Annotated in this window: 10 protein-coding genes; 6 read left to right on the top strand and 4 right to left on the bottom strand. The window is 73.5% G+C overall.

Features of this window, described 5'->3' with window-relative positions; translation table 11 throughout:
* The first annotated feature begins 108 nt into the window (after window positions 1-108).
* From leuS to holA, 5 genes are all read left to right on the top strand, one after another.
* Window positions 109-2,961, top strand: coding sequence for a leucine--tRNA ligase (gene leuS, locus DZA62_RS27590; RefSeq protein WP_232827617.1), 2,853 nt, complete (start codon window positions 109-111; stop codon window positions 2,959-2,961).
* Between the two features lie 6 nt (window positions 2,962-2,967).
* Complete coding sequence (locus tag DZA62_RS27580) at window positions 2,968-4,011, top strand: DegV family protein (RefSeq protein ID WP_198664258.1); 1,044 nt, start codon at window positions 2,968-2,970, stop codon at window positions 4,009-4,011.
* A 923-nt stretch (window positions 4,012-4,934) separates the two neighbouring features.
* Window positions 4,935-5,648, top strand: coding sequence for a helix-hairpin-helix domain-containing protein (locus DZA62_RS36550; protein ID WP_198664257.1), 714 nt, complete (start codon window positions 4,935-4,937; stop codon window positions 5,646-5,648).
* Between the two features lie 140 nt (window positions 5,649-5,788).
* The gene (locus DZA62_RS37035) at window positions 5,789-8,806 is read left to right on the top strand and encodes a DNA internalization-related competence protein ComEC/Rec2 (protein ID WP_116952165.1); all 3,018 of its coding nucleotides are present in this window, start codon (window positions 5,789-5,791) and stop codon (window positions 8,804-8,806) included.
* The gene (gene holA / locus DZA62_RS27565; protein ID WP_232827620.1) at window positions 8,713-9,630 is read left to right on the top strand and encodes a DNA polymerase III subunit delta; all 918 of its coding nucleotides are present in this window, start codon (window positions 8,713-8,715) and stop codon (window positions 9,628-9,630) included. The genes DZA62_RS37035 and holA overlap by 94 nt, the downstream gene beginning before the upstream one ends.
* Window positions 9,631-10,252: 622 nt before the next feature.
* Here the strand turns inward: holA and rpsT are convergent.
* The 4 genes from rpsT to DZA62_RS27545 all read right to left on the bottom strand — a co-directional run bounded on the left by rpsT (window position 10,253) and on the right by DZA62_RS27545 (window position 11,973).
* Window positions 10,253-10,513 (bottom strand): 30S ribosomal protein S20, encoded by a 261-nt coding sequence (gene rpsT / locus DZA62_RS27560; protein WP_116952163.1) that lies wholly within the window; start codon window positions 10,511-10,513, stop codon window positions 10,253-10,255.
* A gap of 228 nt (window positions 10,514-10,741) precedes the next feature.
* Window positions 10,742-11,290 (bottom strand): type II toxin-antitoxin system PemK/MazF family toxin, encoded by a 549-nt coding sequence (locus DZA62_RS27555; protein ID WP_116952215.1) that lies wholly within the window; start codon window positions 11,288-11,290, stop codon window positions 10,742-10,744.
* A gap of 70 nt (window positions 11,291-11,360) precedes the next feature.
* Window positions 11,361-11,645 (bottom strand): hypothetical protein, encoded by a 285-nt coding sequence (locus DZA62_RS27550; protein ID WP_116952162.1) that lies wholly within the window; start codon window positions 11,643-11,645, stop codon window positions 11,361-11,363.
* Entirely contained in the window at window positions 11,638-11,973 is a 336-nt protein-coding gene (locus tag DZA62_RS27545; RefSeq protein ID WP_116952161.1) for a hypothetical protein, read from the bottom strand. The genes DZA62_RS27550 and DZA62_RS27545 overlap by 8 nt, the downstream gene beginning before the upstream one ends.
* A 155-nt stretch (window positions 11,974-12,128) precedes the next feature.
* Between DZA62_RS27545 and lepA the strand changes: the two genes are divergently transcribed.
* Window positions 12,129-13,985, top strand: coding sequence for a translation elongation factor 4 (gene lepA, locus DZA62_RS27540; RefSeq protein WP_269813938.1), 1,857 nt, complete (start codon window positions 12,129-12,131; stop codon window positions 13,983-13,985).
* The last annotated feature ends 6 nt before the right edge of the window (window positions 13,986-13,991 follow it).

Below are 13,991 nucleotides of genomic sequence, written 5' to 3'. Positions count from 1 at the left end.
GGTAGCGGACGCCCTCCAGCGGCGTCACGTCGGCGCGGCTGACCCCTCCTGCGTGAGGGGTCTTTTCTTGTTCCGGGGCCCGACACCACAGATGAGGGACGAATTCCGATGAGCCAGATGCAGACCGGCACGACCACGCCGCCGGCCGACGACGCGCCCTACCGCTATACCGCGGAGGTGGCCGGCCAGATCGAGCAGCGCTGGCAGGACCGCTGGGAGCACGAGGGCACCTTCGACGCCCCCAACCCGTCCGGCCCGCTGGCCGAGCCGGGCACCGAGCTGCCCGAGCGCAAGTTCTTCGTCATGGACATGTTCCCGTACCCGTCCGGCAGGGGCCTGCACGTCGGTCACCCGCTGGGCTACATCGCCACCGACGTGTTCGGCCGCTACCGCCGCATGCTGGGCGACAACGTCCTGCACGCGCTGGCCTACGACGCGTTCGGGCTGCCGGCCGAGCACTACGCCGTCCAGACCGGGCAGCACCCGCGCAAGACCACCGAAGAGAACATCGCCACCATGCGCCGGCAGCTGCGCCGGCTGGGGCTGGCGCACGACAACCGGCGCACGTTCGCGACCATCGACCCCGGCTACGTCCGCTGGACGCAGTGGATCTTCCTGCAGATCTTCGAGTCCTGGTACGACGACGAGCAGGGGCGTGCGCGGCCCATCGCGGAGCTGGTGTCCGAGTTCGAGAGCGGCGCGCGGCCGGTGCCCGGTGGCGCGTCGTGGGCCTCGCTGAGCGACGTCGAGCGCCGTGGCATCGTCGACGACCACCGGCTGGCGTACGTGTCCGAGTCGCCGGTCAACTGGTGCCCCGGGCTGGGCACGGTGCTGGCCAACGAGGAGGTCACCGCCGACGGCCGCAGCGAGCGCGGCAACTTCCCGGTGTTCAAGCGCAACCTGCGCCAGTGGATGATGCGCATCACCTCTTACGCCGACCGCCTGATCGACGACCTGGACCGCATCGACTGGCCCGACAAGGTCAAGACCATGCAGCGCAACTGGATCGGCCGCTCCACCGGGGCGAACGTCCGGTTCACCACCGAGGCCGGCGAGCTGGAGGTCTTCACCACGCGCCCCGACACCCTGTTCGGCGCGACGTTCATGGTGGTGGCGCCCGAGCACCCGCTGGTCGACGCGCTGACGCCGGCGGCCTGGCCGGCGGCGACGAAGGACGCCTGGACCGGCGGGCACGCGACGCCTCACGACGCCGTCGCCGCCTACCGCGCGCAGGCCGCCGCGAAGACCGAGGTCGAGCGGCAGACCGAAGGCCGCGACAAGACCGGAGTGTTCACCGGCTCGTTCGCCGTCAACCCGGTGAACGGCGCGCACATCCCGGTGTTCGTCGCCGACTACGTGCTGATGGGCTACGGCACCGGCGCCATCATGGCGGTGCCCGGCCAGGACGAGCGCGACTGGGAGTTCGCCGAGCGGTTCGACCTGCCGATCATCCGCACGGTGCAGCCGTCCGACGGCTTCGACGGTGAGGCGTTCACCGGCGACGGCCCGGCGATCAACTCCGCCAACGACGAGATCTCGCTGGACGGCCTGGGCGTCACCGAGGCGAAGGCCGCGATCATCGCGTGGCTGGAGTCGAAGGGCGCCGGCGAGGGCACGGTCACCTACCGGCTGCGCGACTGGCTGTTCAGCCGGCAGCGCTACTGGGGCGAGCCGTTCCCCGTCGTCTACGACGAGAACGACCAGCCCATCGCCATCCCCGATCACCTGCTGCCGGTCGAGCTGCCCGAGGTGCCCGACTACACGCCGCGCACCTACCCGCCGGACGCCGCTGACACCATGCCCGAGCCGCCGCTGGCCCGCGTCCCCGAATGGGTCGACGTCGAGCTGGACCTGGGCGACGGCCCGAAGCGCTACCGCCGAGACACCAACACCATGCCCAACTGGGCCGGGTCGTGCTGGTACGAGCTGCGCTACCTGGATCCCACCAACACCGAGCGGCTGGTCGACCCCGAGGTCGAGCAGTACTGGATGGGCCCGCGCGCCGACGGCGACGCCGGCGGCGTCGACCTGTACATCGGCGGCGTCGAGCACGCCGTGCTGCACCTGCTGTACTCCCGTTTCTGGCACAAGGTGCTGTTCGACCTGGGCCACGTGTCCAGCGAGGAGCCGTTCCACAAGCTGTTCAACCAGGGCTACATCCAGGCCTACGCCTACGTCGACGCGCGTGGCGTGTACGTCCCCGCCGACCAGGTCGTCGAACACGACGACGGCTACACGTTCCAGGGCGAGCCGGTCACCCGCGAGTACGGGAAGATGGGCAAGAGCCTGAAGAACATGGTCACGCCCGACGAGATGTACCGCGACTACGGCGCCGACACCTTCCGCGTCTACGAGATGTCCATGGGACCGCTGGACCTGTCCCGGCCCTGGGAGACTCGCGCCGTCGTCGGGTCACTGCGGTTCCTGCAGCGGGTCTGGCGCAACATCGTCTCCGAGCAGTCGGGCGAGGTCGTCGTCGGCGCCGCTCCGGCCGACACCAAGACCCTGCGGGCGCTGCACCGCACCATCGACGCCGTCCGCACCGACATGGAGGCCATGCGGTTCAACACCGCCATCGCCCGCATGATCGAGCTGAACAACCACCTGACCAAGCTGGACACCGTTCCCCGCGAGGTGGCCGAGGCGCTGGTGCTGATGCTGGCGCCCATCGCCCCGCACATCTCGGAGGAGCTGTGGTCGCGGCTGGGTCACGCGGAGTCGCTGGTGCGCGAGCCGTTCCCGTCGGCCGATCCCGCGTACCTGGTCGACGAGACCGTCACCTGCGTCGTCCAGGTCGCCGGCAAGGTCCGCGACCGGCTGGAGGTGCCGCCGTCGATCGCCGACGACGAGCTGCGCGAACTGGCGCTGGCGTCCGAGGCGGTGCAGCGGTCACTGGACGGCCGGCCCGTCCGCACGGTCGTCGTGCGGGCGCCCAAGCTGGTCAACGTCGTCCCGGGCTGACGTCCCTTGACGGGGCGGGTCGCGATCGTCACCGACTCGACGGCACACCTGGCCGCCGGCGACGTCGAGGCGCACGGCATCCGGGTGGTGCCGCTACAGGTGGTCGTCGACGGTGTCGCCGTCGACGAGTGGGCGCCGGGCGCTGACGTCGGTTTCAGGGTCCGGCCCGGCGGTTCAGCCGGCGGCGGCGTGGCTGGTGGCGGTCAGCCCGGCGGGATGGCCGGCGACAGCCCGGCGGGCGGCGCCGGTGCCGCGGCCGGCGCGTCCGCTACGCATCGTGCCCCCTCGGGGGCGCCGTTCCATCGCGGCGGTGTCGCCGTCGAACCGCGCTTCGGTCCCCGCGAAGTGGCCGACGCGCTGCGGGCGCACGTCCCCGTGACCACGTCGCGGCCCAGCCCGCGAGCGTTCCTCGACGTGTACGAGTCGGCGGCCGCCGAGGGCTACGCCGACGTCGTCTCGGTGCACATCTCCGGCAGCCTGTCCGGGACGGCCGACGCGGCCCGGCTCGCCGCGCGCGACGCGCCGATCCCGGTGCATGTGGTCGACTCCCGGTCGCTGGGCATGGGGCTCGGGTTCGCCGTCCTCGTGGCCGCGTCGGCGGCGGAGCGCGGGCTGACGGCCGACGAGGTGGCCTCGCTCGCCCTCGACCGCGCCGTCCGTTCGTCCGCCTTCTTCTACGTCGACACCCTCGAGTACCTGCGCCGCGGTGGCCGGGTCGGCGCCGCCTCGGCCGTGGTGGGCACGGCGTTGGCGATCAAGCCGCTCCTCCACCTCCGCGACGGCTGGGTGGACCTCCTCGAGAAGGTCCGCACGTCCGCGCGGGCCCGCGCCCGCCTCGAAGACCTCGCCGTCGAGCGCGCCCTGGCTGCCGGCGGCCGGGTCGACCTCGCCGTCCACCACCTCGACAACGCCGCCCGCGCCGACGAACTGGCCGCCCGCCTCACCGACCGCCTCCCTTCCGTGCGTTCCATCGTCGTCACCGAGGTTGGCGCCGTCATCGGTGCCCATGTCGGGCCTGGGCTGCTGGCGGTCGTGGTCAGCCCGCACTGAGGCGCCTCCTGCTGCCGGCTGTGGCCGGTCCGCGCTGACGATCTTCTTCCGCCTGCCTTGGCCAGGCCCGGTCGAGCAGTTCGGCAACGCCTGGACGGTCCTCCAGGACCCCGAAGGCAACGAGTTCTGCGTCGGCTGACCCCGTTCCGCAGCTCGTCGCCGGCGTGCGCGAGAGTGAGCCGCCTCGTCGCCCCGGGGCGCGTGTGCCGGTCGGTCCACAGCCCTGACCAGTTCCTTCAGTTGTCCACAAACCCCGCTTTCGGTGGCCGTCGCGGTCGGTGCGGCGACCTAGCGTCGCAGGCATGCGATCGTTCCGTTCCCGCCCCGTCGACGACCACACGGCGGCGCTCGCCCGTTCCCGCGTAGCGCACGTCGCCGGTCGACGCTGGGCTGGCCGAACGGAGCCCGCTGCCGAGTTCGAACCGCCCGGCTGGCAGGACGAGCCGGACACCCCGCCCTGGGAACAACTGGTCGACCCGGGACCGCCGGTGGACCAGGAACGGCCGGTGGACCAGGAACGGCCGGTCGACCCGGAACGGCCGGTCGACCCGGAACTGGCGGCCGACCCGTTGGCTGTGTCGGCATCACAGCGCGTGCGGCCGCGGGAGGCAACGCTCCTGGGCGCACCAGCGAACGCCTCGAGGCGGGCGTGGCCACGAACAGCCGAATCAGCGCCGAGGACGGTGCGGGCCGCGCAGCCTGCGCAGCCCGCGCGGCCCCGGAACGCGGAGCCCGCGGGCGCACGACCAGTCGCGTCGAGGCCACCCTGGGCACGACCGGCCCACTCGGGTCGGCCCACGGCGCGACCCGCCCACTCGGCCGAGTCGGCTGACTCGTCGGCGGAGGCGGTGCCGCCGGCGGCGCGGTCGGGCGTTGCGGCGCCACCGCCCACACAGACCCCAGATCCGGCACCGTCGGCACCGGTGGTGCGCTTCGGGCGGCTGGGGCTGGAGCGGATCCAGCTCGCCGTCATCGTGCTCGTCGTGCTCATCGGAGCGATCGGCGCGGCCGTCCTGTTCCTGCGGGCTCGGCCGGAGGTCGTGCCCATCGAGCCCGAACTCGTTGCCACCGGCACACCCGTCGCCGGGACCACGCCACCGGCCGACACACCCGACCCAACAGCGCCGTCGGCCGAGGCGCCCGCCGACGGCGCGCCGCCGAATCAACCGGGTGCCCCGGCCACGGGCACAGCCGCTCCGATCATCGTCCACGTCGCCGGCCTCGTGGCCCGCCCCGGCGTCGTCGAGCTTCCGTCCGGCTCCCGGGTCGTCGACGCCATCGACGCGGCCGGCGGCGCGACGCCCGACGCGGACCTGACCCCGATCAACCTCGCCCGCGTCCTCGCCGACGGCGAGCAGGTCCTCGTCACCGCCGATCCGCCTCCAGCCGCGCCGCCCGCGCAGCCCGCTCCACCCGCCGGCGACCCGCCCGAGGCGACGTCGTCCAGACCCGTCAGCCTCAACTCCGCGACCGCCGCCGAGCTCGAGTCCCTGCCCGGAATCGGCCCCACGCTCGCCGGCCGCATCCTCGACTGGCGCGAGCAGAACGGGCGGTTCACCAGCATCGACGAGCTACGCGAGGTCTCCGGCATCGGCGAGCAACGGTTCGCCGAACTGGAACCCCTGGTGACGCTGTGAGTCGCCCCCCAGCCCCAGGCATGCCCACCCCGCCGCGTGCGGGCAGAGCACGCGCTCGCGGCGCGGCGTCGGGCTCGGCCCTCCCGGCCGTGCGCCCAGCTGCGGCGGACGGCGCGGCGAGCGCGACGGGTCGTCCTTCGGTGTCCGGTCCTCGGCGCTGGGCGACACGGTCGAGGTCGTCGGGCTCGATCCAGGCGGGCGCCGCGCTGCGAGCCTCCGCCCCGGCCGACCCGCCGGCGGAGCCGGAGGCCGCCGAACCACTCGATCTGCGCCTCGTCCCCGCGGCGCTCGGACTCTGGCTCGGCGCGCTGGCCGGGGTGCTGGTCCACTGGCGGGTCGGCCTCGTCGGCTGCACGATCGCCGTCGTCGTCACCGGGGCGATCCTGCTTCACACCCGCCCGCGGGACGCCGATCGAAAGCCGCCCAGCCGCCAACGCCACCATGGCGCGCCTGCGCCACCCGGCGGCGGCCAGCGGACCGCCGACGCTCAGCGATCCGCCGGCGTTCAACGCGTCGCCGACCAGCGCCCACGCCCGAGCCCGAGCCCGAGCCGCAGGCTCCCGGCCGGCGGCCACCCGGGTGACGACGGTCCACCAGACGTCGCCCGCGCACCTGGCGTCGCCCGCGCACCTGGCGTCGCCCGCGCACCTGGTGGCACCCGCTTCTCCGGCGGCCGGCCACCTGATGGCACCCGACTCTCTGACGACCGCCGCCCGCGCGGCGGAGTCCGCAGCCGACGAGGCAGACGACTGCCGCCTGCCGGTCGGCGCGCTCTCGTCGCCGCGACGCTCTGCCTGGTCGCCGGGTTCGCCGTCGGGGCGGCTCGGGCGGCGCCGGTCTGGGACGGGCCCGTCACCACGCTCGCCGCCGTCGGCGCGCACGTCGAGCTCGAGGGCGTCGTTGCCCGCGATCCCGTGCTGCGACGCAGCGGCCCGGCCGGCGAGGAGGCCGCTGCCACGGAGTACGTCGTCGGCCGGCTCCACGTCGACCACGTCACCGGCCGTGGCCGCTCCCACGACGTCTCCGTGCCGGTGCTGCTGGTCAGCGGCGACGTCCACTGGGCCGACCTGCTGCCGGGCCAGCGGATCAGTGTGGCGGGCCGGCTCGAGTCCACCGACCACCCGCGCGACGACGTCGCCGCGGTCTTTCGCCCGTACACCGGACCCGACGAGCGCGCGACCGGCCCGCCCAGCGCCGCCAGCCGCGCGACCGAGCCGTTCCGAGCCGGCCTCCGCGAGGCCGTGTCCGGGGTGCCGTCCGATCCGCGCGGGCTGGTGCCGGGCCTAGTCATCGGCGACGAGTCGCTGCTGGCCGACGATCTGCGCGACGCGATGTTGATCGCCGGGCTGACACACCTGACCGCTGTGTCGGGCACGAACGTCGCGATCGTCCTGGTGGTCGCGCTCGGGTTGGCCCGCTGGCTGGGCGTCCGCGGCTACGTACTGCCCGTCGTCGGCGTGGTGTGCGTGCTCGGGTTCGTGTTGCTCGCGCGGCCGGAGCCGAGCGTCCTGCGCGCCGCCGCGATGGGCCTGGTCGCCGTCGTCGGGCTGACGGTCGCCGGGCGGCGGCGCGGGCTGCCCACGCTGGCCGCCGCGGTGATCGTGCTGGTGCTGCTCGATCCCTGGCTGGCCCGCAGCGCCGGGTTCGCGCTGTCCGTGCTGGCGACGGCCGGCATTCTGCTCCTCGTACCGGCCTGGACCCGGTCACTGGCATGGCTGCCACGGCCGCTGGCGGTTGCGATCGCCGTGCCGCTGGCCGCGCAGGTCGCCTGCACGCCGATCGTGCTCGGGCTGTCCGGGCAGCTCAGCCTGGCAGCGCTGCCGGCGAACATGCTCGCCGCTCCCGCTGTGGCGCCGGCGACGGTGTTCGGCGCGGCTGCTGCGGTGGTGAGCCCGATCCTGCCGCCCGTCGCGACGGGGTTCGCCTGGCTGGCCGCGCTCCCGGCCTGGTGGATCGCCGCCGTCGCACGATGGTTCGCCGATCAGCCCGGCGCCGTTCTGCCGTGGCCGCCGGGCGCCGGCGGCGTGGTGGCGGCCGTCGTCCTGGCGGTGGTCGGGCTGCTGGCGCTGCCGATGCTGCTGCGCCGCCCGCTCATCACCGCGGTCGCGGGGACGGTCCTGGTGATCGGCCTGCTGAAAGCGGTCCCGACGCCGGGCTGGCCGCCGCCCGGCTGGCTGGTCGTCGCCTGCGACGTGGGTCAGGGCGACGCGCTCGTGCTGCGGGCCGGCGACCGGTCCGCCGTCGTCGTCGACACCGGGCCGGAACCGCGGCTCGTGCGGCGTTGCCTCGACGGGCTCGGCGTGCGGCAGGTGCCGCTGCTGATCCTGACCCACTTCCACGCCGATCACGTCGGCGGGCTCGACGGCGTACTGGCCGGTCGCGACGTGAGCCGGGCTCTCGTCTCACCGCTCGACGATCCGCCCGAGGCCGCCGACGGTGTCCGGCGCCGGCTCGCCGCGGCGGGCGTCCCGGCGTCGGCGCCGCGGGTCGGCGACCGGCTCCAGGTGGGGGAGCGGCTCTGGCTGGACGTGCTCGCGCCCGGCCGCCTGATCGAGACCTCGGAATCGGAGTCGAACAACGCCAGCATCGTCGCCGAGGCCGACGTCGACGGCGTCAGCGTGCTGCTGACCGGCGACATCGAGCCGACGGCGCAGCGGTCCCTGATGCGATCCGCGCCCGAGCTGGACGTCGACGTGCTCAAGGTCGCCCACCACGGGTCACCGCACCAGGACGCCGGTCTGCTCACGGGTGTCGACGCGCGGCTGGCGCTGATCAGCGTCGGCGAGAACACGTACGGCCACCCGTCGCCTCGCGTACTCGACGCGCTTCGCGACAGCGGCGTCCGGGTCTACCGGACCGACGAGCACGGCAGCATCGCCGTCGTCCGTGGCGGCGACGGAGAGCTCGGTGTGGTGACCGGCGGGCCGAGGGCGGGACCGGCGCCGCGGCGATCGGTGCGTGGGCACGGACGTTGTCGGCGGGACGTGACATGCTGTGTGGCGATATGGCTGCGCTATCGACCGACCCCCTCGTCCCGGTCACCCTCGTCTTCGGCCCGGAGGCGCTGCTGGCAGAGCGGGCAGCGGGCGCCGTCGTCAAGGCGGCGCGCGCCGCCGACTCCGACTCCGACGTGTCGCAGGTGTCCGGCTCCGAGCTGACCGCTGGAGCCCTGGCCGAGCACGTCAGCCCGTCGCTCTTCGCCACCCGCCGCGTGCTGCTGGTCAACGACGTTCAGGACGTCAGCGAACCGGTCGGCGAGGTGCTGGTGGGTTACGTGACCACGCCCATCGAGGGCATCCACGTGGTGCTGCTGCACCCCGGCGGCGTCAAGGGCAAGAAGCTGCTCACCGCGCTGCGCAAGGCCGGCGTCCACGAGGTCGCGGCCGAGCGGTTGACGCGCCCCGACGACCAGGTCTCGTTCGTGCGGGCCGAGGTTCGCCGCAACGGCGGCCGCATCGACGAAGCCGCGGCGCGGCAGCTGGTCGAATCGGTCGGCGCCGACCTGCGTGGGCTGGCCTCGGCGGCCAGTCAGCTGGCAGCCGACGCGCCGGACGGACAGGTCACCGGTCAGCTGGTCGCCATGTACTTCGAGGGCCGCGCCGAGGTGAAGGGCTGGGTGGTCGCCGACCGCGCCGTCGAGGGCAAGACCGGCGAGGCGGTCGAGCAGCTGCGCTGGGCGATCGAGACCGGCACCGACCCGGTGCTGGTGACCGGGGCACTGGCGACCTCGCTGCGATCGCTCGCCCGGCTGGCCGGCGCGCCACGTGGCATGCGCGACGCCGACGTCGCCCGCGATCTCGGCATCCCGCCGTGGAAGATCCGCGTGCTCCGGGGGCAGTTGCGCGGCTGGACGCCGACTGGCCTCGCCCGCGCCATCCGCGCCGTCGCCGACGCCGACCTCGCGGTCAAGGGCGGCGGCAACGACGCGACGCTCGCGCTCACGACAGCGCTGGTCGCCATCGGCACCGCCCGCGCTGCCTGACGTTGGCGTGGCGCCACGGGGTGAGGTTCGGCGTCGGTGGCGGGCCATCACGAGGACGTCGTTCGCTGCTGGTGCGACCTGGCCGACGCCGCGGCAGCACTGCCCCGCCTGACGCGTCCACCGACCCGTCCAGCCGTTCGAGGTGGCGGTGCTGCTGACCTGAAGCCGCCCTGGTCCAGCGCTGTTCACGGTGGTGTGCGGACCTACTCGGGCCTGCCGGCGGGTGGATGGCGCGTGGCCGTCGCCGGAGCCAGCCCGACCGACGGGCGGGCGCATGGCGCGCGACTCGACAGGTGCCGCCGCTGGTGTCCGTAGGCCCCCGGGGCGGCGCACCGAGCGTCGGCCGACCCGGCCGCGGGCATCGAGCCCTCGGATCCGAACGTCCCTGCGTCGCCGCGCTGGGACGTCCTCGGCGCGGCTGAGACACGGCGCGCTTCCGGGATCCGCCGCAAAAAGGGGCTCCCACACCGACGTGGCGATAGCAGCGGCACGACGCAGTGAAGGGCGTCCGGGCGCACGACGACGGCGCCGCCCTCCGCGAGAGGAGGACGACGCCGTCGTGCGAGCCGAAGCTGATCCTGCGGCCGACTCGAATGTGATCGAGCCGGCGCGGGGCCCGGCCTCAGAGCGAGGCGGCCCGCTTCGAGATCGAGGACTTGCGGTTGGCCGCCTGGTTCTTGTGGATGACGCCCTTGGAGGCGGCCTTGTCGAGCTGCCGGTTGGCGGCGTGAGCGGCCTCGACAGCCTTCTCGGTCTCGCCGGCGTCGGCGGCGTCGTGGAACCTGCGGATAGCCGTCTTGAGCGACGACTTCACGGCCTTGTTGCGCAGCCGGGCCTTCTCGTTGGTGAGAATGCGCTTCTTCTGGGACTTGATGTTCGCCACGAACTGATGCCTTTGGTCGGTTCGGATAGGTCGTGAGGGCGTCGGTCTTCTCCGGGACCCGCGCCGGTGTGGGGGACCGTCGCGGCGGCAAGGAGTTGGCCGGGCGCGTCCGCGACCTGGGCCGACGCGCAGCGGCCAACAATACCAGCGCGGCGGCTCACCAGCCAATTCGGCGCCGGGCGGGGCCGGATGGCCACGCTCCGCGGTCGAGCGCCGCCCGGGGGCGGCTCAGCTCCAGCCGTACCGCGCGCGCAACGCGTCGATGACCGTGTCGAACTGCTCGCGGCCGAGCGCCGCCGCCTCGCGCCGCATGCCGTCGGGGTGGACGCGCAGGACGCGGCTGATGTCGACCCAGGACGGGCGGTGCTCACCGTCCCAGCGGCCGGCGCCGACGCCGACCCAGTCGCGCTCGCCGTCGTGGTTCTTGCTGGTCAGCTGGACGGCGAGGACGGTGCCGCCCGGCTCGCGCGCCACGACGAGGACGGGCCGGTCCTTGCCGCGGCCGTCGTTCTCCTCGTACGGGACCCAGGTCCAGACGATCTCGCCCGGGTCGGGGTCGCCGTCGGTGCTCGGGTTGTAGGAGGTGTGGACGGCGCCGACGGAGTGCGCTTCGGTCGTCGCGTTGCTGCCCGGCTGGCCCGGCGACGCCTCGTCGCCACCGTCTCGGTCGCCCCGGTCATCCCGGTCACGGCGCGGTGCCGGCCGGTCGGCGGGGCGGGTGGACGGACGCGCGGGCCGGCCGCCGTCGCGATCGGTCCGCCGCTTCGACGGAGTCAGCAGAGCGCGCACGAAGTCGCGGAGGAGGCGGGCCACGTCGGCACTGTAGCGCCGCGACCCGGCGCCCGCCTCACACTTCGCCGACGTTCGGCGGCCCACCGCCGGGCGGCGGCTCGTCGGACGGTGGGGACGGCGGCCGACCACGGCGGGGGAGCGGCCCAGCGTCCTTCGGCTCCCGCCCGGCCGCCCGCAGCGCGTTCCGCAGCACGAGCTCGACCTGCGCGTTCACGCTGCGGAACTCGTCCTGAGCCCAGCGCGTCAACGCCTCGTGCACGGCCGGGTCGAGGCGCAGTAGGACGGCGTGCCGCTCGCGCCTGCGTGCCGGGCGGGCGCCGTCGGCCTCGGGATCAGCCACCGAGGTCGACGGCCACGCCGCCGGTGGCGGCGTGAATGCTGTTGGCAGTGCCGCCCGTGGTGACGGCAGTGCTCCCCGGGCCGGCTGTGCCGCCGTGATCGACGGCCGGGCCGACGGTGGCAGCACACACGCCGGCAGTGCCTGCGCCGGCCGTGCCCCTGCCGGCAGGGGTGGTGGTGCCGTCGGTGCCGAACCCGCGACGGTGGCCGGCGAGGTCGCCGTCGTTGCCGCCTCCGGGACCGTGGCCCACCCCGTCGGGGCCGGCGTCGCCGATGCCGCCAGCACCGCCGGGGCGGTGTGAGGAGTCGTCGGCGGGGGTCTCGGTCATGCGGTCCTCCAGGCGTCGCGGCCGAGTCCGGCCAACCAGATAGCTAAGTGATATCACTTTTCTGGCGCGCCCGCATCGCCGACCATGGGATGATGTCTGGTGCGGCCAGCACACCGCGCCCGACCCGAATCCACCCCGAAGCCCGAGGAAACTGCGTGCCAGTCAGCGAGAACGCGCCGGTGCCGTCGGCGACCCCGCCGGAGCTGATCCGGAACTTCTGCATCATCGCCCACATCGACCACGGCAAGTCGACGCTGGCGGACCGGATGCTGCAGCTCACCGGGGTGGTCGACGATCGGTCGATGCGCGCGCAGTACCTCGACCGCATGGACATCGAGCGCGAGCGCGGCATCACCATCAAGAGCCAGGCGGTGCGGCTGCCGTTCACCTCCCACGCGCCTGAGAGCGACGGCGTCACTTTCGCGCTCAACCTCATCGACACCCCGGGGCACGTCGACTTCTCCTACGAGGTCAGTCGCAGCCTGGCCGCGTGCGAAGGCGCGGTCCTGCTGGTCGACGCCGCGCAGGGCATCGAGGCGCAGACACTGGCGAACCTCTACATGGCGCTCGAGAACGACCTCACGATCATCCCGGTTCTGAACAAGATCGACCTGCCGGCCGCGCAGCCCGACAAGTACGCCGCCGAGCTGGCGCACCTCATCGGCGGCGACCCCGACGACGTACTGCGGGTCAGCGGCAAGACCGGCGAGGGCGTGCTCGACCTGCTCGAGCGCGTCGTGGCCGAGGTGCCGGCGCCGGAGGGCGACGCGGACGCGCCGGCGCGCGCGATGATCTTCGACAGCGTCTACGACTCCTACCGCGGCGTCGTCACGTACGTCCGCGTCATCGACGGCAAGCTGACGCCGCGCGAGCGCATCCTGATGCTCTCGACGAAGGCGACCCACGAGCTGCTCGAGATCGGCGTCATCTCGCCGGAGATGCAGCCCGGCGGTGGCCTCGGCGTCGGCGAGGTCGGCTACCTCATCACCGGCGTCAAGGACGTCCGTCAGTCGAAGGTCGGCGACACCGTCACCGACTCCGCCAAGCCGGCCACCAAGCCGCTGGCCGGTTACCGCGAGCCCAAGCCGATGGTGTTCTCGGGCCTCTATCCGCTCGACGGCTCCGACTACCCGGACCTGCGCGAGGCCCTCGACAAACTCAAGCTCAACGACGCCGCGCTGGTCTACGAGCCGGAGACGTCGGCGGCGCTCGGCTTCGGGTTCCGCTGCGGCTTCCTGGGCCTGCTGCACCTCGAGATCGTCCGCGAGCGGCTCGAGCGCGAGTTCGGCCTCGACCTCATCTCGACCGCACCCAACGTCGTCTACCAGGTCAGCATGGAGGACGGCGTCGAGCACACGGTCACCAACCCCAGCGAGTTCCCGTCCGGCAAGATCGCGTCGGTGCGCGAGCCGGTGGTCCGGGCCACGCTGCTGGCGCCGAGCGAGTTCGTCGGCACCATCATGGAGCTGTGCCAGGCCCGCCGGGGCACGCTGCTGGGCATGGACTACCTGTCCGAGGATCGCGTCGAGCTGCGCTACACCCTCCCGCTGGCCGAGATCGTCTTCGACTTCTTCGACGCGCTCAAGTCGCGTACCCGCGGCTACGCCAGCCTCGACTACGAGCCCACCGGCGAGCAGGAGGCCGACCTCGTCAAGGTCGACATCCTGCTGCACGGCGACCCCGTCGACGCCTTCAGCGCCATCGTCCACCGCGACAAGGCCTACGCGTACGGCGTCGCCATGGCGGGCAAGCTCAAGGAACTCATCCCGCGGCAGCAGTTCGAGGTGCCCATCCAGGCCGCCATCGGCGCGCGCGTCATCGCCCGCGAGAACATCCGCGCCATCCGCAAGGACGTCCTGGCCAAGTGCTACGGCGGCGACATCACGCGGAAGCGGAAGCTGCTGGAGAAGCAGAAGGAAGGCAAGAAGCGCATGAAGATGGTCGGCCGGGTCGAGGTGCCGCAGGAGGCCTTCATCGCGGCACTCTCGTCCGACGGGGGCGGCTCGAACTAGGCGGCG

Origin of the sequence: Jiangella endophytica (genome assembly GCF_003427025.1) — a bacterium.
In the GTDB taxonomy this organism is placed as follows: Bacteria; Actinomycetota; Actinomycetes; order Jiangellales; family Jiangellaceae; genus Jiangella; species Jiangella endophytica.
Note: the sequence above shows the minus strand (reverse complement) of the source record. Positions and strands in the feature narration are given on the sequence as shown.